The sequence below is a fragment of the Pseudomonas sp. NMI760_13 genome (genome assembly GCF_021283245.1).
Lineage (GTDB): Bacteria > Pseudomonadota > Gammaproteobacteria > Pseudomonadales > Pseudomonadaceae > Aquipseudomonas > Aquipseudomonas peradeniyensis.
Window position 1 is genome coordinate 83,751 of sequence record NZ_JAJSRC010000008.1, and the last position, 21,126, is coordinate 104,876.

At 66.3% G+C, this 21,126-nt stretch carries 20 protein-coding genes; 6 read left to right on the forward strand and 14 right to left on the reverse strand.

What is annotated here, in order from left to right:
- Positions 1-32 precede the first annotated feature (32 nt).
- From LU671_RS11035 to LU671_RS11045, 3 genes are all read right to left on the reverse strand, one after another.
- Positions 33-1,094: an HlyD family secretion protein gene (locus tag LU671_RS11035; protein WP_232855688.1), complete on the reverse strand. Its 1,062-nt coding sequence runs from the start codon at positions 1,092-1,094 to the stop codon at positions 33-35.
- A 27-nt stretch (positions 1,095-1,121) separates the two neighbouring features.
- Entirely contained in the window at positions 1,122-2,645 is a 1,524-nt protein-coding gene (locus LU671_RS11040; RefSeq protein WP_203650638.1) for an MFS transporter, read from the reverse strand.
- A gap of 238 nt (positions 2,646-2,883) precedes the next feature.
- On the reverse strand, positions 2,884-3,804 hold the full coding sequence (locus LU671_RS11045) for a LysR family transcriptional regulator (protein ID WP_232855689.1): 921 nt from the start codon (positions 3,802-3,804) through the stop codon (positions 2,884-2,886).
- A gap of 241 nt (positions 3,805-4,045) precedes the next feature.
- Between LU671_RS11045 and LU671_RS11050 the strand changes: the two genes are divergently transcribed.
- From LU671_RS11050 to LU671_RS11060, 3 genes are all read left to right on the forward strand, one after another.
- Positions 4,046-4,492, forward strand: coding sequence for a universal stress protein (locus LU671_RS11050; RefSeq protein ID WP_232855690.1), 447 nt, complete (start codon positions 4,046-4,048; stop codon positions 4,490-4,492).
- A gap of 109 nt (positions 4,493-4,601) precedes the next feature.
- On the forward strand, positions 4,602-4,928 hold the full coding sequence (locus tag LU671_RS11055; RefSeq protein ID WP_050704328.1) for a type II toxin-antitoxin system PrlF family antitoxin: 327 nt from the start codon (positions 4,602-4,604) through the stop codon (positions 4,926-4,928).
- Positions 4,925-5,422 (forward strand): type II toxin-antitoxin system YhaV family toxin, encoded by a 498-nt coding sequence (locus LU671_RS11060; protein ID WP_232855691.1) that lies wholly within the window; start codon positions 4,925-4,927, stop codon positions 5,420-5,422. Before LU671_RS11055 ends, LU671_RS11060 begins: the two co-directional genes overlap by 4 nt.
- Before the next feature lie 44 nt (positions 5,423-5,466).
- Here LU671_RS11060 and LU671_RS11065 read toward each other — a convergent pair whose 3' ends face one another.
- Genes LU671_RS11065 through LU671_RS11080 form a run of 4 tightly spaced genes read right to left on the reverse strand, consistent with a single transcriptional unit; the run spans position 5,467 to position 10,228 of the window.
- Positions 5,467-6,327: an efflux RND transporter periplasmic adaptor subunit gene (locus LU671_RS11065; protein ID WP_203650630.1), complete on the reverse strand. Its 861-nt coding sequence runs from the start codon at positions 6,325-6,327 to the stop codon at positions 5,467-5,469.
- Positions 6,328-6,337: 10 nt separating this feature from the next.
- On the reverse strand, positions 6,338-6,538 hold the full coding sequence (locus LU671_RS11070) for a DUF1656 domain-containing protein (RefSeq protein WP_028689551.1): 201 nt from the start codon (positions 6,536-6,538) through the stop codon (positions 6,338-6,340).
- Positions 6,528-8,705 (reverse strand): FUSC family protein, encoded by a 2,178-nt coding sequence (locus LU671_RS11075; RefSeq protein ID WP_232855692.1) that lies wholly within the window; start codon positions 8,703-8,705, stop codon positions 6,528-6,530. The genes LU671_RS11070 and LU671_RS11075 overlap by 11 nt, the downstream gene beginning before the upstream one ends.
- Positions 8,702-10,228, reverse strand: a complete 1,527-nt coding sequence (locus LU671_RS11080; RefSeq protein ID WP_232855693.1) for an efflux transporter outer membrane subunit — start codon at positions 10,226-10,228, stop codon at positions 8,702-8,704. Before LU671_RS11080 ends, LU671_RS11075 begins: the two co-directional genes overlap by 4 nt.
- Positions 10,229-10,408: 180 nt before the next feature.
- Here LU671_RS11080 and LU671_RS11085 point away from each other — a divergent pair, with 180 nt between their 5' ends.
- Both LU671_RS11085 and LU671_RS11090 read left to right on the forward strand, forming a co-directional pair.
- On the forward strand, positions 10,409-11,356 hold the full coding sequence (locus LU671_RS11085) for a LysR family transcriptional regulator (protein ID WP_028689548.1): 948 nt from the start codon (positions 10,409-10,411) through the stop codon (positions 11,354-11,356).
- A 225-nt stretch (positions 11,357-11,581) separates the two neighbouring features.
- Complete coding sequence (locus LU671_RS11090) at positions 11,582-12,556, forward strand: 2-hydroxyacid dehydrogenase (RefSeq protein ID WP_232855694.1); 975 nt, start codon at positions 11,582-11,584, stop codon at positions 12,554-12,556.
- Positions 12,557-12,668: 112 nt separating this feature from the next.
- Here LU671_RS11090 and LU671_RS11095 read toward each other — a convergent pair whose 3' ends face one another.
- The gene (locus LU671_RS11095) at positions 12,669-13,571 is read right to left on the reverse strand and encodes a DMT family transporter (protein WP_203650618.1); all 903 of its coding nucleotides are present in this window, start codon (positions 13,569-13,571) and stop codon (positions 12,669-12,671) included.
- A gap of 222 nt (positions 13,572-13,793) precedes the next feature.
- Here LU671_RS11095 and LU671_RS11100 point away from each other — a divergent pair, with 222 nt between their 5' ends.
- Positions 13,794-14,669 carry a helix-turn-helix domain-containing protein gene (locus tag LU671_RS11100; protein WP_232855695.1) on the forward strand — a complete coding sequence of 292 codons (876 nt, stop codon included), beginning with the start codon at positions 13,794-13,796 and terminating at the stop codon, positions 14,667-14,669.
- 115 nt (positions 14,670-14,784) lie between these two features.
- Here the strand turns inward: LU671_RS11100 and LU671_RS11105 are convergent, their stop codons facing one another.
- The 6 genes from LU671_RS11105 to LU671_RS11130 all read right to left on the reverse strand — a co-directional run bounded on the left by LU671_RS11105 (position 14,785) and on the right by LU671_RS11130 (position 21,082).
- Positions 14,785-17,187 carry a TonB-dependent siderophore receptor gene (locus LU671_RS11105; protein WP_232855696.1) on the reverse strand — a complete coding sequence of 801 codons (2,403 nt, stop codon included), beginning with the start codon at positions 17,185-17,187 and terminating at the stop codon, positions 14,785-14,787.
- 180 nt (positions 17,188-17,367) lie between these two features.
- The gene (locus LU671_RS11110; protein WP_232855697.1) at positions 17,368-18,339 is read right to left on the reverse strand and encodes a FecR family protein; all 972 of its coding nucleotides are present in this window, start codon (positions 18,337-18,339) and stop codon (positions 17,368-17,370) included.
- Positions 18,336-18,887, reverse strand: coding sequence for an RNA polymerase sigma factor (locus LU671_RS11115; RefSeq protein ID WP_232855698.1), 552 nt, complete (start codon positions 18,885-18,887; stop codon positions 18,336-18,338). Before LU671_RS11115 ends, LU671_RS11110 begins: the two co-directional genes overlap by 4 nt.
- Positions 18,888-18,891: 4 nt before the next feature.
- Positions 18,892-19,218, reverse strand: a complete 327-nt coding sequence (locus LU671_RS11120; protein WP_232855699.1) for a DUF3325 domain-containing protein — start codon at positions 19,216-19,218, stop codon at positions 18,892-18,894.
- Positions 19,218-20,780, reverse strand: a complete 1,563-nt coding sequence (locus LU671_RS11125) for a PepSY-associated TM helix domain-containing protein (protein WP_232855700.1) — start codon at positions 20,778-20,780, stop codon at positions 19,218-19,220. Before LU671_RS11125 ends, LU671_RS11120 begins: the two co-directional genes overlap by 1 nt.
- On the reverse strand, positions 20,777-21,082 hold the full coding sequence (locus LU671_RS11130; protein ID WP_186712930.1) for a DUF3649 domain-containing protein: 306 nt from the start codon (positions 21,080-21,082) through the stop codon (positions 20,777-20,779). Before LU671_RS11130 ends, LU671_RS11125 begins: the two co-directional genes overlap by 4 nt.
- Positions 21,083-21,126: the final 44 nt, after the last annotated feature.

A 21,126-nucleotide genomic window follows, 5' to 3' on the forward strand; every position in this document is an offset into this window, starting at 1 on the left:
CCCGGCACTCTCAATTTTTTCAACCACATTGCTCATCGCGCCGTCACCTCTTTAACGGCCAGCTTGTCGCCCTGGGTATCGATGACCGCCTCCACCGACATGCCCACCCGCAGGCGCTCCAACAACGGCTGGCCATCGTCAAAGACAATCTTCACCGGAATACGCTGCACCACCTTGGTGAAGTTGCCGGTGGCGTTGTCCGGTTTCACTGCCGCGAAGGTCACCCCCGTGGCCGGGGCGATGCTCTCGACGCGGCCGTGGAGTTTCTCGCCGGAAAAGGTATCGACGCTGATGCTCACCGGCTGGCCCGGCTGAACGTGGGTCAGCTGGGTCTCCTGGAAATTGCCGACGATGTAGGCGCGCTCCAGCGGCACCACCGACAACAGTCGTGCGCCCGGATTGACGTAGGCGCCGACGCGCAGGGCGCGCTCACCGACCATGCCGTCCACCGGCGCAGCAATGCGGGTGTAGGAAAGATCCAGCCGGGCTTTCTCCAGGCCGGCCTCGGCCCGTTTCAGCTGGCCATCGGCACTGGCCACCTGGGCGTCGAGGATATCCACCTGCTTGCGCGTCGCCACCAGCGCCGCCTGGGTGTTGGCCAGCCGGGCACGGGCCTGGTCAACGCCGCTGCGCGCCTGCTGGGCGTTCTGCACGGTGCCGGCGCCCTGCTCGGCCAGGCGGCTGTAGCGGGTCACTTCGTGATCGGCGAACGCGGCCTCGGCCTGGGCCGCCTTCACCGCGGCCTCGGCCTGGGCGATCAGCGCCGCCTGGCGCTCGAGGGTGGCGCGGGCATCCAGGCTCTGCGCCCTGGCCACCAGCAACTGGGCCTGGGCCGCGTCGAGGGCGGCCTGGTAGTCCCGTGGGTCGATGGTCGCCAGTAACTGCCCGGCCTTCACCTGCTGGTTGTCCTCCACCAGCACTTCCTTGATGAAGCCCGCCACCTTCGGCGCGACCACGGTGTAGTCGGCGGTCACGTAGGCGTCGTTGGTGCTCTGGCGGTGGTCGCTGCCGAACATCCAGGGGCCGACGATGGCGGCCAGCACGGCCACGGCGAGCACCGAGCCGATAAGGATTGTCTTGCGGTTGTTGGTCATTTCAAGGTCTCGGATTCATCCACGGATTCAGGCCACCGCACGCGGCGGGAAGATCCGGGTAGGCACGAAGGGGATCAGGCAGATCAGGGCGACAGCGATGCCCGCCATCACCAGGTAAAGGTCGGCCGAGGTCAGCACCAGGGCCTGTTCATGGATGCGCTTGGCCAGGCCAACGGTGTTGTCGTCGATCAATGGCGCGTTGCCCAGGCTGTCGACCAGGTGGTTGGAATGAAAATGCCGGCGCAGGGTACCCAGGGCGTCGAGCAGACCGCCGGCGATCACCGCCGACAGGCCCTTGACCGTGTTGAACCAGGCGGAGGCGAACGGGCCTTCCTGCGGGGTCATGCCATTGGTGGAAAGCATCAGCAGCGGCAGCACCGCCATGGGTTGGCCGAACACCTGCAGCAGGTAGAACGGATAGAAATCGCCGCGGATCCACTGCGAGGTCAGCAGGCTGCTGCCCACGCACGAGACCGCCAGCATGGCCAGGCCCGTCGCCAGCACCCAGCGGCAGTCCACCGCGCGGATGTTGCACAGCGCTGCGGTCAACGGCAGGGCGATCAGCTGCGGCATGGCCACCAGCATCATCAACGGGCTGGTCTGCGCCGGGCGATAGCCCTGGATCTGCGCCAGGTAGGCGGACGGAATGCTGCCCACCCCCGAAAGCACGATCAGCACCCCGGCCAGGGTCACCAGAGCGAAGCTCAGGTTGCGCCGCGTGAGCATGCGCAACTGGAAGAACGGCAGCGGCTCGGACCATTCGTTGAACATGAACAGCACCAGCAGCAACACGCCGCCGCCGAGCAGCCAGCAGATCAGCGGCGAGTCGAACCAGCCCCAGCGGTCGCCCAGCGACAGGCCGAGGACGATGCAACTGATCGCCGGCAGGCCGAGCAGCACGCCGCGCCAGTCCAGCTGCCTGAAGCGCTCGAGGCGCAGCGGATCCTGGGGCAGGCCCCAGCCGACGCAGGCGATCGCCAGCAGCGACGGCAGGATGATCTGCCAGAACGCCCATTGCCAGCCGACGTATTCAGTCCACAGGCCCGCCAACGGCGTGCCCAGGTTCGGTCCGAAGGTGGCGGTCAGGGCATAGCAGGCCAGGCCGTAGACCTTGATGCCCGGCGGCAGGAAACGCAGCGCCACGCTCATCAGCATCGGCGGCAAGGCGCCCGAGGCGAAGCCTTGCAGCACGCGCAGCAGCATCAGGCTGTGCAGGTTGGGGGCGAAGGGTTGGATCAGGCCAAGCACGGCGAACAGGCCGACGGCGCTCATGGTGAAGCGGCGCAACGAGAAGGTGGTGGCCAGCCAGGGCGCGAAGGCCATGGCCGAGACCGAGGCGGCGGCATACACCGCCAGCAGCCAGGCGCCTTCGTCAGCGCCGATGCCCATGGCACCACGGATGTCGCTTAGCGAAATCTTGGTCACCGCCTCGTTGAGCCCGGCGCACAGCACCGCTAGCAACACGCCGAACAGGCCGACCACCACCCGCAGGCCGAACGCCGTCTGCGCAGGGGCGACCAGCGCGGCAGTAGGCGCGGTCAGGGAACTCATGGATAGACATCTCCAGCAACAAATTCAGGGCTGGAGCAAGTCTATGAAGGTCGAATGCTGACGAAAACTGACTTGTTGGCAGGTTTATGTTGCGTCAGACGCAATCCATGAAAAATGCGCATCACCTGTAGGAGCGGCCTTGTGCCGCGAAAGGGCTGCAAAGCAGCCCCGGCGATTTTTGCGTTAACGCCGACATCCGGGGGCCGCGTTGCGCCCCTTTCGCGGCACAAGGCCGCTCCTACAGGTTAGCTGGCGTGGGCTCGCCCGCGCAGCAGGCGCGCATGGTCTGGCGCAGCCAGCGATGCGCCGGGTCGTTGTCGAAACGCGGATGCCAGGCCTGCATCACCCGCACCCGCTCCAGCGGCACCGGGATCTCGAACGATCGCAGCGGCAGGCCGAACTTGGTCACGCTGCCGAGGATGTTCGCCGGCATCGGCAGGATCAGGTCCGACTCCGGCAACGAGAACATCGCCGAATGAAAGCTCGGCGTGATCAGCGCCACCCTGCGCTGCACGCCATGGGCGCCCAGCTCCACGTCGATCGGCCCATTGGCCCGCCCGCGCCGCGACACACTGATCTGCGGGTAGCGGGCAAAGCGCTGTGGGGTGATCTCGGCGTCGAAGATCGGGTGGTCGGCCCGCGCCAGCCCGACGAACCAGGTGTCGAACAGGCTCTGCACCTTGATCTCCGGTCCCATGTCGATGCTCGAACTGACCACCAGGTCGATCTGCCCGTGGCGCAGCACCAGGTCATCGTCGCCCTGGTGCTCGGGGACGAAGCGCAGCACGGTGTTCGGTGCCTGTTCGAGCATCATGTGCAGCAGGCGCGCACCGTACAGGGCGATGAACAGGTCGTTGGTACGGATGTTGAAGGCCCGGTCGAGGTTCGGCAGGTCGACCTCGTCACCACTGCGAAACACCAGACCGGCCTGCTCCACCAGCGCCCGTACCTGGTCGCGCAGGGCCAGTGCCCGGGGCGTCGGTACCAGGCCACGGCCAGCGCGCACCAGGATCGGGTCGCCCATGGCCTCGCGGATGCGCCCCAGCGTGCGGCTCATGGCCGCCGGGCTCAGGTTCATGCGCTGGGCAGCGCCGACCACGCTGCCTTCGTCGAGCAGGGCGTCGAGGGCGACGAGCAGGTTCATGTCCGGGAGTTGCATGGCCGTTTTCCGTGACAGCTGTGGGAAACGCGATGGTATCAGGTTGGTGGATTGCGTCAGGCGCAATGGCACCGTGCGTGGGGGGCCATTTATCCCGGCCGGTCAATGCTTCAGCCTGTATCGGCCCAATCGCGGGGCAAGCCCGCTCCCACGCCAGCCACACAAGGTTCGTGGGAGCGGGCTTGCCCCGCGATGGGGAGATTAGGTTTCTACAAATGTCACCACCCTGCAAGGAACCCCCATGCCCCGCCCGGTCCTGATCGCCATCGACGCCTCCCCCGCCAGCCACGCCCTGCTCGACCTCGCCCGCCGTTACTGCCGCCCGGGCGAACACACCCTGCACGTGCTGCTGGCCATCGACTCTACCTTTGCCGTGCACGACCACCGTACGGCCTACACCGAGGAAGAGCTGGAGGAATACCCCGCCGCCTGCGACGAACAGCAATTGGCCGAGCACGCCGTGAACAGCGCCGTGGGCACCCTGCGCGAAGCCGGGTTCGACAGCCTGGGCTGCATGGTGGCCGGCCAGCCGGTGGAGGCGATCATCACCAAGGCCCGAGAGCTTGAATGCGAGCTGATCATCATTGGCCACCGCCACCTGTCGCGGGTCGGAAGGCTGCTGGATCCGTCAATCAGTGCCAAGGTGATCGACCGGGTACAAGTCCCAGTGCTGGTTGGGGCCGCTTGAGCCAGGAAAGCCGTTGATCAGGCAGGACACACCAGGTAATGCAACTGCATTGACCAGGTAATGCACTCGCATTACCTTGCTCGATATTACCCCTCGCGGACCTATGATCATGGCCACTACCTTCGAAGCCGAGTCGACCCTGACCGAGCGCTACCAGACGACGGTCCCCGAAACCGTTCGCCGTGCCTTGGGCCTGAAGAAGCGTGACAAGATTCACTACTCGATCCGCCCTGACGGAGCGGTGATACTGACCCGCGCAGAGACAGCCGAGGAAGACCCCGCCGTGGGGCAGTTCCTGGATTTCCTGGCCCGGGATATCGCCACGAATCCGCAACGATTGAAGGTTGTCGATGCAGAGCTCGTCGCTCGCCTGGATGCACTGGTGGGCGACGTTGAAATCGATCTCGATCAACCTCTCTCGGCGGATGATGAATGACTGAAACGAGGCGCAAACCTCTTTGCGTGCATGGCTGGAGCGTGTTCGCCCACCCCCTCTTTCTCGACAAACTGGAGGCACTCATCGATGAAGTCGAAGTGCTTCAGAAGAAGGATCCGGTCGGCTACGTAAAGAAAAATGCGGCAAAACGATTGAAGGCCGTCAGACGCTTGGCCTTCGACGTCATTGCCCAGGCGCCTGGCAACGCTGACCATCGAATGGGCGGCACACTGGGCGCGGAACACAAGCACTGGTTTCGTGCAAAGCTCTTCCAGCAATACCGCTTGTTTTATCGCTATCACGCCTCCAGCAAGATCATCGTGTTGGCGTGGGTGAACGATGACGACAGCAAACACGCTTACGAAAGCAGTGACGATGCCTACAGAGTGTTCCGTCGCATGCTGGGCAGCGGACACCCTCCTGATGACTGGGACCAACTGTTGCAGGAAGCGACCGCGGCAACAGCTCGATTCAACGCCACCCTCAAGCGCTGACACCTGCCCACCAATCCATCAACGGCGTCAACGCAAGAACCGGATCATTCCTCGCTCGGTTTAACCACCACCGTACAGGTCGTCCCCGCCGCGAGCAGGAATCCTTCCGGCACTTCATCGATATGGATCCGCACCGGCACCCGCTGCGCCAGGCGCACCCAGTTGAAGGTCGGGTTCACATCGGCGATCAGCTCACGACTCTGCGGGTTGTCGCGGTCGTAGATGCCCCGGGCGATGCTCTCCACATGCCCCTTGATCCGCTCGCCGCTCATCATCTGCAGCTCGGCCACATCGCCCACCTTCACATGGGGCAACTTGGTCTCCTCGAAAAAGCCGTACACCCAGAACGACTGCTCATCCACCACCGCCATCACCGCCTCGCCGGTGCGGGCGTAGTCGCCCTTGTGGATGTTCAGGTTGGTCACGTAGCCATCGACGGTGGCGACGATCTGCGTGCGCTTGAGGTTCAGCTCGGCGGCCGCCAGCCGGGCCTGGGCATGCTGGTAGTCGGCCAGTGCCGAGCTGGCGATGTTGCTGGCGTCGTCGCGGTTCTCCTTGGAGATCACCAGGTTGTCCAGATCGGCGCGGCGCCTGGCGTTGACCTTGCGCATTTCCCAGGTGGCCTTGCGCGAGGCCACCAGTGCCTTGGCCTGGTCCACCGCCAACTGGTAGTGCTCGGCATCGATGCGGATCAGCACATCGCCCTTCTTCACTCGCTGGTTGTCCTTGACCGGCACGTCCACCACATAGCCCGGCACATCGGCGGCGACGTTGATGATGTCGGCGCGCACCCGGCCGTCGCGGGTCCACGGCGTGGTCATGTAGTGCAGCCACAGCTGACGGCCGATCGCCACGGCAGCGACCAGCACCAGCAGGGTGGCGATCAGGCTGAAGAACTTTTTCATTGCAGGATTCTCACCAGTAGAGCGACAGCGCCAGGGCGCCGAACAGGCAGACGAACAGCGACAGGCGCAGCAGCGCCGGGTGCCAGAAGAAGCGATAGCCATCAACGCTTGCGATGAACCGGTCCAGCCCCCAGGCCAGGCCCAGGGCGAACAGGAACATCAAGGTCATGGTGGGCATGTACACGCCATGGAAGGCGATCTCACGGGGCATGGTGCAATCCTTTCGCCGGGGCCAGCGGCGACTGTGGGTCGAGCAGGGAGGAACGGATGAAGTGCAGGTAGCTCTGCGCCCGGCGCAGCACCGAGGTGTCAAAGTGCCGGGCGAAGGGTTCGTCGGTGGCCTGCACGCGGCTGATGGCGTGGTCCACCGCCACCAGCGCGCGCTCGTGGTTGCTGGCGCTGGGTTGCAGGAACAGCCGCGCCAGGGCCCGGCCCATCACGCGGATGGCCTGGCGCCAGGGCTGCGACTCGGCGTAGGCCGGGTGGATCGGCGCACGGGCCTGCTCCTTGCGCAGCTCGATGATCGCGTGGCCGATCTCCAGCACGGTGAACATCCAGCCCATCAGCTCGCTCTGCACCTGCGGCTTGCCGGCTGCCAGCCCATAGGCCTGGTGCAGCAGGTCGCGTGTGCGGCTCTCGAACGCCGAGCCCAACCCGCGCAGGCGCCCACCGATGGCGAACAGCACCTGCTCGCGCAGCTCCTGCTCCAGGCGGCTCCACAGCCAGCGGCTGTTGGGCGGCAGGATGATCGCCCCTGCCGCGGCGCAGACAAACATGCCGATGACCATGCCGATGTAGTCATTGATGAAGGTGTAGGGGTCGTAGACCGTCAGGTTGTTCGGCACCGAGCCGATGGCGAAGAACACCAGCAGGCCCAGGCCGTAACCGGCATAGGCCGGGCGCGAAGCGAGGAACGCGCCGAATACGAACACCGGCGCCAGTACCATGCACAGCAGCGGGAAACCGTCGATCCAGGGGAACACGAAGAACGTCTCGAAGAACCCGACGAAGGCGCCGATCGCCGTGCCGCAGGCCATCTGGAACGACATGCGCTTGGGGTTCGGCGAGGCCGCCGACAGGCCCACGGTGACGGTGGCGATCAGGGTCATCATGGCGCCGCTGGGCCAGTCGCTGAGCAGCCAGTAGCTGCCCAGCAACAGCAGCACTGCCGAGGCGCGCACGCCGGCAGCCAACGATACCAGCCAGCTGGTCTGGGCCACGTAGGGCTCGTCCCACTGTTCGCGCTCGTGCTTGTGCACGGCCAGCGAGGCATGGGTCTCGGCGTAGCTGTACATCTCATCGACGAAGCGGTAGAGCAGCTCGAAGGCGGTGTGGAAATCGAGCAGGTCTGACTCACTCGGGCTGGTCTCCAGGTACTCGGCGCGCAAGCCGCGCACCTGGGCCTGCAGGCCTTCCTTGTAGGTGCCCAGTTCAAGGGCCAGGCGCAGCGCGTCGGCATCGGTCAGTGCCCGACCGACATAGGGCTGCAGCAGCTCGGCCAGGGTGTCCAGGCCGGGCTCGATGGCGCTGACGATCTGCAACGGGCCACGGGCGCGCAGGCGTTCGAGCAACCGGTGCAGGGCGTTGAAGCGCGTGGTGATGGCCATGAACTCACTGTTCATCCGCACCAGGCGGCCGGAGCGCCGGCGCATGTGCGGGTCCTCAAAGGCGGTGACGTTGCGCAGGCTCTCCAGGCCCACCGCCTCGGCGACAAAGCGCACGTTGCTGGTCTCGAAGCGGTCGCGCTGGCTGTCGCCGCGCAGGGCCTCGACCACCACCCCGGCGAACACGCCGAAACGCTGGTACAGGGCGTTGCGCATGGCGGCACTGGCCGACTGCGGCAGGATCGCGGCACTGACGAAGGTCGAGACGAGAATCCCCAGGGCGATCTCCAGCACCCGCCACACTGCTGCCATGAACGCCTGGTCAGGGTGTTGCAGCACCGGCAGGCCGATCATCGCCGCCGTGTAACCGGCCAGCACGAAACCATAGGCGCGGAAGGTGCGGTAGCGCATGGCGCCCGCCGAGCACAGGCCGACCCACAGCGCCAGGCTGGGCAGGAACAGCTCGGTGTTCTGCGGAAAGATTGCCATCAACGCGACCATCATCGCCGAGCCGGCCAGGGTGCCGAGCACCCGGTAGAAGCTCTTGGCGAACACATGGCCGCTCTGCGGCTGCATGACGATGAACACGGTGATCATCGCCGTGCGCGGCTGCGGCAGTTCCAGGCGCATGGCCAGCCACAGGGTGATGAACGCGGCGGCCAGCACCTTGAAGATGTAGACCCAGGTGACCCCGTCGGTGCGCGCCCAGGCGAAGAACCCCCGGCGCCATTCCAGGCTCCGCAGCCAGCGCAGGGGCAAGCTCGATGTGCTCATTCGGCGTGGTCCGGCTGGTCGAAGATGGCCAGGGTGGCCGGCGTTTTCGGGGCGGCCTGGCGCTCTTGCTCAGGGACATCCTTGCCCGCCTCCAGGCCGCCGCCCAGGGCGGTGACCAGCTCGGCGTGGGCGGTCAGGCGCGCGGCCTGTACCTGCTGCTGCACCTGCTGCTGGCGGAACAGCAGGGTCTGGGCGTTGAGCACGTTGAGGTAATCGGTCAGGCCACGCTGGAAGGCGACGGTGGCGATGTCGTAGGTCTTCTGCGCGGCGGCCACGGATTCGGCGGCGAAATGCGCCTGCTCCTTCATCGACTCGCGGCGGATCAGCTGGTCTGAAATGTTTTTCAGCGCGCCGATCACCGTCTGGTTGTAGCGTGCCACGGCCACGTCATAGCCGGCCGAGGCCACGCCCAGCTGCGAGCGCAGGCGGCCGCCATCGAAGATCGGCAGGCTGATGGCCGGCCCCACGTTGTAGTTGAACTTGCGCCCGGTGAGGAACTCCAGCGGGCCGCCGCCGGTGGCCATGAAGCCAAGGCCGCCGACCAGGTCGACGTTGGGGAAGAAACCGGCGTGGGCCACGTCGATGCCACGGGCCTGGGCCGCCACCTGCCAGCGGCTGGCAACCACGTCCGGGCGCTGGCCGACCAGTTCGGCGGGCAGGTTCGACGGCAGTTTCAGCGGCGCGCCGAGGGTCAGGGTCGGGCGTTGCAGCTGTGCGCCCTCCCCTGGCCCCTTGCCGGCCAGGGCGGCCAGCTGGTTACGAGTCAGGGCGATTTCTTCGTTGAGGCTGTCGATCTGGCGGTGGGTTTCCGGCAGCGGCGCCTCGGCCTGGCTGACCTCGAAATGGGTGCCGATGCCGCCGTCCAGGCGGCGCTTGGCCAGGCCGACGATCTGCTCCTGCTGGGCAAGCTCGGCCTGGACGATATCGCGCCGGGCGTAATGCAGGCTGAGCTGGATATAGGCGCGCACCACGTTGTTCTCCAGTTCCAGCTGGGCCTGGCGCGCCTCGGCGACGCTCACGTGCGCCTGGTCCACGGCCTGCTCGCTGGCATTGCGCTCGCGGCCCCACAGGTCCAGGGCGTAGCTGAAGCCGATGGCGGCGTTGTTGTCCCAGGTGTTGGCGCCGGACAACGCGCCCGGGCCGTAGAACTGATCCTCGGGCCAGTTGTGACGCTTGAGCGTGGCGTTGCCATTGGCCTGCAGTTTTTCCGCCGACTCGACCACGCCGGCCATCGCCTTGGCTTCCCGCACCCGGGCGGCGGCCATGGCCATGCTCGGGCTGCCGGCCAGGGCCTGGGTGATCCAGGCGTCGAGCTGCGGGTCGCCATAGACGCGCCACCATTGCTGGGCCGGCCAGTGGGCGTCGCGCGCGGCCTCGCGGATCGCGGCGTCGGTGGTCAGTTGGTTGGCTTGGAGGGTCTTGCTTTGCGGGGCGATGCCCCAGGTTCCGATACAGCCGCTCAAGGTGAGACAAAGGGCACAGGCACTGAACGCATGGAGCGCTCTGATGTGGCGACGCGGCACAGCTGCGATTTCCCGAGGAAGAGGTGGAGGGGCCGGGCAATTCTAGGGGCCGCCCGCACTGGCGATAAGCGCATAATCCTGCGAATCTTTGTTACCAAAACAGCGATAATCCGGCTTTAGTCGGAGGCGAAACTCCGTTACTTCATGTCACAATTTTGTCCTCTAAACCGAGAGTGACCCATGGACACCTTGCAAAACATGCGTGCTTTCAGTTGCGTGGCCCAGCTCGGCAGCTTCACCGCTGCCGCGGCGCAACTGGATACGACCACCGCGAACGTGTCGCGGGCGGTCTCCAACCTGGAAGCCCATCTGCAAACCCGCCTGCTCAACCGCACCACCCGGCGCATCGCGCTGACCGAGGCCGGCAAGCGCTACCTGATGCGCTGCGAACAGATTCTTACCTATGTGGAAGAAGCCGAGGCCGAGGCCAGCGACGCCCACGCCCGCCCCGCCGGGCAGTTGAAGGTGCATTCGATGACCGGCGTCGGCCAGCACTTCGTGGTCGATGCCATCGCCCGCTACCGCGAGTCGCACCCGGACGTGACCTTCGACCTGACCATGGCCAACCGCGTGCCCGACCTGCTGGACGAGGGCTACGACGTGTCCATCGTGCTGGCCAGCGAGCTGCCGGACTCGGGCTTCGTCTCGCAACGCCTGGGCATCACCTACAGCATCGTCTGCGCCTCGCCCGAGTACGTGGCCCGCCACGGCAGCGCGCACAAGCCGGCCGACCTGCTCAAGCATGCCTGCCTGCGCATGGTCAGCCCGGTAATACCGCTGGAGAAGTGGCTGTTCGACGGGCCGGAAGGCCAGGAGATGGTCAACATCACCACCTCGCCGTTCCAGGTCAACTCCGCGGACGCTATGAAGACTGCGATCCGCAGCGGCATGGGCGTAGGCGTGCTGCCGATCTACTCGGCCATCGACGGCCTGCGCGACGGCAGCCTGGTGCGGATCATGCCGGAGTATCGCCTGCAGGAGCTGAACCTGTACGCGATCTACCCGTCGCGCCAGTACCTGGATGCCAAGATCAAGACCTGGGTCGAGTACCTGCGCAATTCGCTGCCGGAGATTCTTGCCGCCCATGAGGCCGACCTGAAGACTCATGAGCTGCTGATCGCCAACTGAAAAAAGCGGCTGCATTGGGGGTGGGGACAATGGTAGGTTGCTAACCATCGATTCCAGTGTCTGGCAGACAGGGCCATGGGAGGGCTGCGCCCTCCATCGCGGCACAAGGCCGCTCCTACAGGGTTACCCGGCACTTGTAGGAGCGGCCTTGCGCCGCGAAAGGGCCGCACAGCGGCCCCGCTCTTCTGCCCGAGTCCACCCCACGCCTTGCAGAGAAGCAGCACGATGAAAAAGACCGTCCTGGCCTTCAGCCGCATCACGCCAGCCATGGCCGAACGCCTGCAACAAGACTTCAACGTGATCGTGCCGAACCCGAAACTCGGCGACATCAGCGCCCAGTTCAACGAAGCCCTGCCCGAGGCCCACGGCCTGATCGGCGTCGGCCGCAAGCTCGGCCGGGCGCAGCTCGAAGGCGCGGGCAAGCTGGAGGTGGTGTCCAGCGTCTCGGTCGGCTACGACAACTACGACCTGGACTACTTCAACGAACGCGGCATCGCCCTGACCAACACCCCCGACGTGCTCACCGAAAGCACCGCCGACCTGGGCTTCGCCCTGATCATGGGCTGTGCCCGGCGCACCGCCGAGCTGGATGCCTGGACCAAGGCCGGCCACTGGCAGGCCACCGTCGGCCCGGCGCAGTTCGGCTGCGATGTGCACGGCAAGAAGCTGGGCATCGTCGGCATGGGCAACATCGGCGCGGCCATCGCCCGTCGTGGCCGCTTCGGTTTCAACATGCAAGTGCTGTACACCGGCAACAGCCGCAAGACCGCGCTGGAACAGGAACTGGGCGCGCAGTTCCGCAGCCTGGACGCCCTGCTGGGCGAAGCCGATTTCGTCTGCCTGGTGGTGCCGCTGTCCGAGGCCACCCGCAAGCTGATTGGCGCCCGCGAACTGCAGTTGATGAAGCCCAGCGCATTTCTGGTCAATATCGCCCGGGGGCCGGTGGTGGACGAAGCGGCGCTGGTCGAGGCGCTGCAGAACGGCACGATCCGCGGCGCCGGGCTGGATGTTTACGAGAAAGAGCCGCTCGCCGACTCGCCGCTGTTCAAACTGCCCAACGCCCTGACCCTGCCGCACATCGGCTCGGCCACCGCCGAGACCCGCGAGGCCATGGCCAACCGTGCGCTGGACAACCTGCGGGCGGCGTTGCTGGGTGAGCGGCCGCGAGATCTGGTGAATCCGCAGGTGTGGAAACACTGAAAGGTTGCTGCCAACCGTTCTGCCTCTTCGCGGGTAAACCCGCTCCCACAGGGACTGTGCAAGCCGTGTGGGAGCGGGTTTACCCGCGAAGAAAACAGTGAAGATTAGCGCCCTACTTGGCCATGGCCGTCATTATGACCGGCCTGGATTTCGGCTTGCGAAACACCAGCACATTCCCCGCCATCACCGCCACCAGGCCCAGCAATGCCGGCGCCGTCCATTGGTAGCCCTCGGCGAATGCCGACACATTCAACGCCACCAGCGGGAACAGTACCGTGCAATAGGCTGCCCGCTCCGGCCCCATGCGTCCGACCAGGGTCAGGTAGGCGGTAAAGGCGATCACCGAACCCGGGATCACCAGGTACAACAGCGAGCCGATGTAGCGGGCGCTCCACTCCATGTCGAAGGGGATGCCCTTTGCCAGGCAGTACACCGCCAGCATCGAGGCGCCATAGAGCATGCCCCAGGCATTGGTGGTCATCGGCTTGAGCCCGGCCTTCTGCTGCACGCTGGAGAGCATGTTGCCGGCCGAGAAGCACAGCGTGCCGAGCAGGCCCAGCCCCAGGCCGTACAAGGTCTCGCGGCTGGCGGCGTGGTGCGAGAGTTCCGGCCAGAACAGCAGGCCCAGGCCGAGCAGACCCAGGGCGCCGCCACCGAGCACATTGGCGGCGATCTTCTGGCCGAAGAAGATCCGTGCATTGATGGCATTCCACAAGGTGGCGGTGGAGAACACCACGGCGATCAGGCCGCTGGCGACCCACTGGCTGGCAGTGAGGAAGCACATGAAGTTGACGCAGAACAGGCACAACCCCTGGGCCAGGCACACCAGGTGGCCACGTCGGTTCATCGGTTGCAGACGGCGGGTGAGCAGCAGGAAGGCGAACAGGATGAGCCCGGCCAGGGCGAAGCGGTAGACGATCGACACCGGGATGGCGACCTCGCCCAACTGCCATTTCAAGGCAATCCAGGTGGTGCCCCAGATCAGGACGGTGAGCAGGTAGAGCGACAGGTTCATGATGGACTCCCTCGACAGGTATCAGGCCTATCGCGGGGCAAGCCCGCTCCCACAGGGCGTATGCGACCTCGATGGGAGCGGGCTTGCCCCGCGATGAAAACCCCATGAGCCCAGTTTCTTGCGCCATTGCTGTTCGGCGCTTGCATAAACTTGCGCTTTTCCTCCCCGGGTAGCTGCCATCCCGGTGCCGGCGCAGTACGATGGCCAGCAGAGGAACCGCCCATGCCCCCACTCGATCACCTGCAGGTCTTCAACGTCCTGAACGCCTCGCCCCACGCCAGGCTGGAGCTGAGCGCGCAACTGGGCGACGGGCTGGCGGCGGCCTTGTGGAGCAACCGCGACGATGCCCGCGACTACCAGGCGCCCAGCCATCACACGCTGTCGTGCTACATCGCCGACGGCACCGGCACCTTCCGTCGCCAGCGCCCTGGCGATCGCGGCGCACCGGACAAACTGTGCGTGATGCCCGCCGGCCACGAGTCGAACTGGGTGATCAACGGCTCGATCCGCCTGGCCCACCTGTATATCAGCGAGGAACAGTTCGCCCTTGGCTGCACCCGCCTGCTGGACCGCGAGCCGCGGGAGATGCAATTGCGCGAAGCGACCTTCCTCGACGATCCGCAGCAGGCCCGGCGCTTTCGCGAGCTGATCGGGCTGGACTGGGCCGAGCCCGGCGAGCGGCTGCTGGCCAGCAGCCTGGCCCACGACATCATCGACCATGCCGTGCTCAACCAGGTCGGCCTGCGCCAGGGGCTCAAGCTCAAGGGCGGGCTGGCACCGCACCAGCGTCGACAACTGGTGGACTTCATCGAGGCCAACCTCGACCAGCCATTGACGTTGGGGGAGCTGGCGCTGCGCTGCAACCTGTCCGAGTACCACTTTGCGCGGATGTTCCGGGCGAGCTTAGGACTGCCGCCGCATCAGTACCTGCTGGCCCGGCGGCTGCAGCGGGCGTGTCGGTTGCTGCGCATGGGTATGTTGCCTTTGGGCGAGGTGGCGTTGTTGTGCGGATTTGCCAGTGCCAGCCATTTCAGCAACCGGTTCAGGCAGGCGCTGGGGGCGACGCCGGGGGCGTATCGGGCGGCGTTCGCCGGTTGAATCCTGGGGCCGCTTTGCGGCCCTTTCGCGGCACGAGGCCGCTCCTACAGGAGACCGCGTTACCCTGTAGGAGCGGCCTCGTGCCGTGAAAGGACCGCAACGCGGTCCCGGCGATCTAGAACTCCAAGGTACTCGACAAGCTCACCTGCCGCGCATCCCCCACCGCGACGAAATACCGGTTCACCGCCGAGCTGTAATACACCTTGTCGAACAGGTTCTTCACGTTCAGCTGCAGCCGCACCTTGTGCTCGTCCAACTTCGTTTCATAGCTGGCAAAGGCATCCGCCACCGTGTACGCCGGCAGGTCGAAATCATTGGTGGCGTTCCCCGCACGCTCCCCCACATAACGCGCACCAGCCCCCAGTCTCAGGCGATCGCCGCCGAACAGGCTGCCATAGTCATACACCGCCGACAGCGAACCACTGTGCCGGGCGACATTCTGCAGGCGATTGCCCTTGAGCTGCGGGTCCTTGGTCACCTCGGCGTCGGTGAAGGCGTAGGCGCCGATCAGGCTCCAGCGCTCGCTGAGCTGGCCGGTCAGGTCCAGCTCGACGCCCCGTGAGCGCACTTCGCCCGCGTTGCTGTAGAGAATGGTGCCCGGCTGGGTGTCGCCATCGGCCACCAGCACGTTGCGCTTGGTGATGTCGAACAACGCCAGGGTACCGGTCACCTCCCCCGGCACATCGAGCTTGGCCCCGATTTCCCAGGACTTGCCCTCCTCCGGCGCTATACCTGAGTCCAGGGTCAGGGTGCGGCCACCGCCGATGCTCAGCGGGGCGATGGTCGAGTTGGGCTTGAACGACTCGCTGTAGCTGGCATACAACGACAGCTGGTCATCGACCTTGTACACCACGCCCGCATGGGGCACCCAGGTCTGGTCGCTGGTGTCGGTATTGACGTTGAACGGCCGGCCGCGCCCGGCGTACTGGTCGTACTGCTGAAAGCGCCCGCCGGCCACCAGAATCCAGTGCTCGTCCAGGTGCCAGGCGTCCTGCAGGAACAGCGAATCGGTGCGCAGCTTGTCGGTCTGGTCGCTGTCGCTGGCGCGCACGCTGGTGCCTTCCACTTCGCGGCCATAGACCGGGTTCAGGTAGCTGAAGGTCGAGCGGCTATTCTGGCGGATCAGGTCGGCGCGGTAGACCTTGCGGTCTTCGTGGTCGACACCGACCACCAGGTCGTGGCGCATGCCCGCCAGCTCAACGCTGCCGTTGAGGCTGAGGGTGGCGAACTGGTCGCGGCTCAGGGCGCCCTGGGTGCCGTCGATGCTGCGTGACAGCGTGCCCTTGCTTTCATCCACGCCGGTCACGCGAACCTGGCTGGCGTCGTAGGTCTCGCGGTTGAAGCTGTAGCCGAAGTGCAGTTTCCAGTCATCGGCCAGGCGATGGTCGACCTCCAGGCGGTACAGGTCGGACCGGCCCTCCATGTCGTTGAACCGCTCGTCGAGGCGACGGGTGACGGGAATGTTCAACGGGTGGCCGTCGCTGCCAAAGGCGGTGCCACGGTCGAACGGGTAGAGAAACTCGCGGTGCTCATAGGCCAGCACCACCTGGGTGTCCTCGCCGTACCAGGCCAGCGACGGCGCCACTAGCGACTCGCGGTGCACGCCGTAGTTGCGCCAGTAGTCCTCGTCCTCGTGATCGACGATCAAGCGGTAGGCCAGGTTGCTGTCGCCCAGCGCCCCGGTGCTGTCCAGGCCGCCGCCGCTGCCGTTCTTGCCGCTGCCGTAGGTCGAGCCACGCAGGGTCAGGGCGTTGTACTGCTGCAGTTGCGGGCGCTTGCTGACCACGTTGATCACCCCGCCCGGGTCCTGGATGCCATACAGCAGCGAGGCCGGCCCCTTGAGCACCTCGACCCGCTCGGTGCTGGCGTTGAGGGCGCGGCCCTGCACGATCGGCATGCCGTCACGCATGATCGAGCCGTCGCGGTTGTCGCCGAAGCCGCGCTTCATCACGGTGTCGGCGGTACCGCCGAAGTTGTTGCCCTGAGTGATGCCGCTGACGTTGTACAGGGCATCGTCCAGGTTGCGCGGTGCCTGGTCGCGGATCACCTGGGCCGGGACCACGTTGACGGCCTGGGGGATGTCCAGCGTCGCGCCCTGGCCACGCATGATCGAGGCGCTGGCCGGCGGCTGGTAGCTGTAGTCGTCCAGCTGCGAGTTGATGGTGGTGGCCTGCAGGTTCAGCGCGCCGGAGCTGTCGACCGGCTCCAGGGTCAGGGTGCGGGCGTCGAGGCGGCGCCAGGCCAGGCCCGAGTTGCCGAGCAACTGCTGCAGCGCCTGGTCGGCGTCGAAGGTGCCGTTCAGCGCCGGGGCCTGCACATCCGGCAGGACCAGGGTGTAGACCACGCTCTGCCCGGTGGCGCGGCTGAAGGCGTTGAGTGCCTGGGCCAGCGGCTGGCTTGGCTGGGCAAAGCTGTAGACCTGGCTCTGCTGCGCGGCCAGGGCCTGGGGCGCGATGGCGATAGCGGGCAGGGAGCAGAGGCCGAACCAGAGCGGGACGCAACGCGGGGTGAACTTCATGGACGCGGACCTGTGAGAGGGATGATCGTTTGCGAATGAATCGCACTTCCACTCACTACACGGATGCCGTGGGGGGATACCTCATCACCTGATCGAAAAATTTTTGCTGCACCGACGTCTTCGCGGGGCAAGCCCGCTCCTACAGGGACCGCGCAACCCCCGCGATGGCGTCGGCTCAGGTCAACGCAAGACGGTCAGCCGCCCCAGCAGCGTCTGCCGCGAGAAACCCATCACCTTGCCCAGCGAATCCAGCGCGGACAGTGGTTCCGCCACCGGGAAACTGCCACTGACCCTGCGCTGCCCCAGCTCACCGTCAAGCAACAGGATTCGCCCAGGGTAGTAACGCCCAAGGTCCTCGACCACCTGCGCCAACGGCACCTGATAATAGTTCAGCCAGCCCTGGCGCCAAGCCAGGCGGCTGTCACTGTCTACCGCCTCGATCCCACCGGGCACACCGTCGGCATAGGCCAGTTGCTGGTTGGCGGTCAGCTCGCGGGCCGCCTGCCCTTCGGCCGCCGTCACCGCCACGCGGCCGCTGCGCACGGTGACCTGGGCGCCATCGCCCTGCCCGCGCACCTCGAACTGGGTCCCCAGCACCCGCACTTCACCGCCCTGGGCATCCACCAGGAACGGCTCGCCGGTATGGGTCACCTCGAAGAATGCGGCGCCGCGCAACAACCGCACGCGCCGCTCGCCCTGGGCGAAATCCACCGCCACGGCTGTGCCGGCGTCCAGGGTCAGCCGCGAATGATCGGCCAGGGTCACCTGCCGCACCTGCGCGCCGCTGGTGTAGTCGGCACGCAGGTCCTGCAGCCAGAACTGCGGCTGCCAGCCCGCCGCGCATCCCAGCGCCAGCACAAGACACGCCGCCACCGCCAGGCCGCACCACGGCCGCTTGCGCGCGGGTCGGCGCATGGCGTCCAGATACTGTTGCAGGCCCTCTCGCTCCTCGGCCGCCAGCCGCGCCGCCGGTGCTTCGCTCAGGCGCCACAGCGCCTGGGCCTCGGCATAGGCCTGGCGATGGGCCGGGCTCTCCAGCAACCAACGCTTGAACGCCGCGCCCTCGGCCTGCGCCGGCTGCTGCTGGATGCGCCCCAGCCAGCGCAGGGCGGCCTGGGACTGGGCGGCAGTGATCGGCTGTTCAAGACTCATCGACGGGCGCTCCCTGGCCGGCGCAGTGGGGACGCGGGTTCGGCGACGCTCGCCTTGCACGCTTCGAGGGCGCGCATCATATGCTTTTCCACCGTGCTCTGGGACAACTGCATGGCCTTGGCGATCTCACCGTAGGTGCAGCCATGGATGCGGTTGAGCAGGAAGATCTGCCGCGTGCGCTCGGGCAACGCCCGCAGGGCCGTCTCGATACGCTGCAAGTCGTGATCAATCTCCAGGGCCTGCTCAGGGGCCTGGCTGCCCTGCGCCTCGTCGGGGTCGTGCAGGCCTTCGGCGGCCCGGTCGCGGCTGCCTTCGCTGCGCAGATAATCGATGGCCAGGTTGCTGGCGCTGCGCAGCAGGTAGGTGTCGAGCGCCTCGACCTTCACCTCGGGGCGCCGCCAGAAACGCAGGAACAGGTCCTGGACCAGGTCCGACGCCGTGGCGCGGCAGCCGACACGCCGGCTGACCAGCGCCTCCATGCGTGCGCGCTGGGCCAGGAACACCTGGAGAAAGCGCGCCCGACCGCCGCCAGCCTCGGAGTCGCTCAAGGGCCTAGACCGCCAGCACGGCCAGCAGCGGTCCGAGCACCAGGCTGGCGAGCGCCGCGCCGAGCAGCAGGCGCGGCTGGTAAGGCAGGCCGAACACCCACAGCGTCACCCCGGCCATCAGCACGGCGATCCACTCCACCAGGCCCAGGCCCCAGCCGCGCCCGTGCACGGCGAGGATCAACGACAGCAACAACAACGCCCAGCCCCCGACCTTCAGGGCTCGCAGTTGCCGGCTCGTAGGCTTGCGCCCGAGCAGGTCGTTGAAGTGCTTTTCCATGGCCAGGCACAGGCTGGCGAAACCGGCGAAGCCCATCAGCGCGACACCCAGCATCAGCTCGCCTCCACGGTCTTGGCGGCGCGTGGCGCACGCTTGGCGACCGGCTTGGGCGCACGCAACATCTTGCCGGCGGCCCAGGCCAGGAACAGGCCGGTGGCCAGCGCCGTCAGGTCGAAACCTGCCATCGCCCAGTCACCCGCGGCGATGGAATGATCAAGCCCCTTGTCGGTGGTCAGCGCGTTGAGCACCGGCAGCACGGCGAACGCCAGCGCCCCCAGGGTCAGTTGCTCGCCCCAGGCACGGCGCCCGCTGCGCAGCATGGCGTGGAGCAATGACGCACCCCAGGCCAGGAAGAAGGCGTTTATCTCCCAGTCGGCCCGCCCGTCCATGGCCGGCGGCAGCAGGCGATTGGCCCAGAAGAACGCCGCCACGCCCAGCAACAGGCCGCTCATGCTGGCGATGTTCAGCGCTTCGACCAGGCGCAGCTCGCCAGGCATGCGCTCGCTCTTGGCATGCTTGAGCTGTCGCTTGCCCAGCCACATCACCAGCCCCGTGCCGATCACCGCCGTGCCGGCCACGCCGAAGACGAAGTACAGCCAGCGCAGCCAGGGCCCGGCGAAATTGCCCATGTGCAGGCCGACGAAGGTGAAGGAGGTGGTCATCGCCGCGCTTTCCGGCGCGCCACGTCGCAGCAGTTCGCCACTGACGCCATCGAAGGTCCAGATGGCGCTGCGCTGGTAGGCGACGCTGTCGGCCGAGGCGCGGGTGAAGGTGACCCGGGCGTTGCGGTCGCCGGGATTGTGCACCTGGATGTAGCCCATGCGTGCACCCGGCGCCTGTTCCTGGACCTTGGCGTACAGTTCGGTCAGTGGTGCCAACGGCGCGGCCTGAGCCGCCGTCTTGGGTACTTCGTCGCGGCCGAACACATCGTTGAAATAGCCGCTGCTGTCGCCGTAGCTGGCCAGGATGCTGGCCGGCATGACCATGTACATGAAGATCACCAGGCTGCTGTAGCTGATCATCAGGTGGAACGGCAGCACCAGCACGCCGATGGCGTTGTGGCCATCGAGCCAGGAACGCTGGCCCTTGCCCGGGCGGAAGGTGAAGAACTCCTTGAAGATCTTCTTGTGGGTGATGATCCCGGTGACCAGCCCGAGCAGCATGATGAAGGCGCAGAAGGTCGACAGCCAGCGGCCCCAGGGGTGGGGCATCTGCAGCTGGAAGTGGAAGCGGTAGAAGAACTCGCCGCCACGGCTGTCACGGGCCTCGACCGCCTCGCCGGAGCGGGCGTCGAGTTCCTTGTCGGTGAAACCGCGGCGCCCGCCGCCGTTCGGGTCGCGCCAGCTGACGCTCAGCGCCGCCTCGCGCTCGCTGGGCAGGCGGATGAACCAGGTGCTGGCGTGGCCGGCATTGGATTCCAGGTAACGCTGGGCCAGCCCGAGGCTGCTCACCGGGTCAAGCGGATGGCTCTGCACCTCGGGCTGGGTCCAGTGGCTGATTTCTTCCTTGAAGTACGACAGCGTCCCGGTAAGGAAGATGGCGAACAGCAGCCAGCCGAAGATCAGGCCGGTCCAGGTATGCAGCCAGGCCATGGCCTGGCGGAAGCCTTCTTTCATGGCAGGTTCATCCAGTAGGCCAGCGCGTTGATCAGCCCCAGGGCCAGGCTTGGCAGCAGCACGCCCAACCAGGCGCGCCAGGCACTGCGGCAGGCGAAGCACCAGATGAAGGCGATCAGGTAGAAGACGAACGACAGCATCATCCCGGTCATCGTCGCGTCGGCCTGGGTCATCGGCGCGAGCAGGGTTATGCAGACACTGGCCATCGACGCCAGCAGGTAACCGCCCAGCAACGCGGCCAGGCTGCGTGAGGTCACGGCCAGGCGGTAGCTCAGGGGAAGGCCGGCGGCTTTGCTCTTCATGGCGAGGGTCCGGGAATTGGGGTTGCAATACTAATGATTTCAAT

Bases quoted from the DNA above. Each gene is read 5' to 3' on its own strand.
- LU671_RS11090 (WP_232855694.1), top strand. From the start codon at position 11,582: ATGAAAAAGACCGTCCTGGCCTTCAGCCGCATCACGCCAGCCATGGCC.
- LU671_RS11045 (WP_232855689.1), bottom strand. From the start codon at position 3,804: ATGCAACTCCCGGACATGAACCTGCTCGTCGCCCTCGACGCCCTGCTC.
- LU671_RS11085 (WP_028689548.1), top strand. From the start codon at position 10,409: ATGGACACCTTGCAAAACATGCGTGCTTTCAGTTGCGTGGCCCAGCTC.
- LU671_RS11060 (WP_232855691.1), top strand. From the start codon at position 4,925: ATGACTGAAACGAGGCGCAAACCTCTTTGCGTGCATGGCTGGAGCGTG.
- LU671_RS11040 (WP_203650638.1), bottom strand. From the start codon at position 2,645: ATGAGTTCCCTGACCGCGCCTACTGCCGCGCTGGTCGCCCCTGCGCAG.
- LU671_RS11130 (WP_186712930.1), bottom strand. From the start codon at position 21,082: ATGAAGAGCAAAGCCGCCGGCCTTCCCCTGAGCTACCGCCTGGCCGTG.
- LU671_RS11105 (WP_232855696.1), bottom strand. From the start codon at position 17,187: ATGAAGTTCACCCCGCGTTGCGTCCCGCTCTGGTTCGGCCTCTGCTCC.
- LU671_RS11110 (WP_232855697.1), bottom strand. From the start codon at position 18,339: ATGAGTCTTGAACAGCCGATCACTGCCGCCCAGTCCCAGGCCGCCCTG.
- LU671_RS11055 (WP_050704328.1), top strand. From the start codon at position 4,602: ATGGCCACTACCTTCGAAGCCGAGTCGACCCTGACCGAGCGCTACCAG.
- LU671_RS11065 (WP_203650630.1), bottom strand. From the start codon at position 6,327: ATGAAAAAGTTCTTCAGCCTGATCGCCACCCTGCTGGTGCTGGTCGCT.
- LU671_RS11070 (WP_028689551.1), bottom strand. From the start codon at position 6,538: ATGCCCCGTGAGATCGCCTTCCATGGCGTGTACATGCCCACCATGACC.
- LU671_RS11100 (WP_232855695.1), top strand. From the start codon at position 13,794: ATGCCCCCACTCGATCACCTGCAGGTCTTCAACGTCCTGAACGCCTCG.
- LU671_RS11125 (WP_232855700.1), bottom strand. From the start codon at position 20,780: ATGAAAGAAGGCTTCCGCCAGGCCATGGCCTGGCTGCATACCTGGACC.
- LU671_RS11120 (WP_232855699.1), bottom strand. From the start codon at position 19,218: ATGCTGGGTGTCGCGCTGATGGGCTTCGCCGGTTTCGCCAGCCTGTGC.
- LU671_RS11035 (WP_232855688.1), bottom strand. From the start codon at position 1,094: ATGACCAACAACCGCAAGACAATCCTTATCGGCTCGGTGCTCGCCGTG.
- LU671_RS11095 (WP_203650618.1), bottom strand. From the start codon at position 13,571: ATGAACCTGTCGCTCTACCTGCTCACCGTCCTGATCTGGGGCACCACC.
- LU671_RS11050 (WP_232855690.1), top strand. From the start codon at position 4,046: ATGCCCCGCCCGGTCCTGATCGCCATCGACGCCTCCCCCGCCAGCCAC.
- LU671_RS11075 (WP_232855692.1), bottom strand. From the start codon at position 8,705: ATGAGCACATCGAGCTTGCCCCTGCGCTGGCTGCGGAGCCTGGAATGG.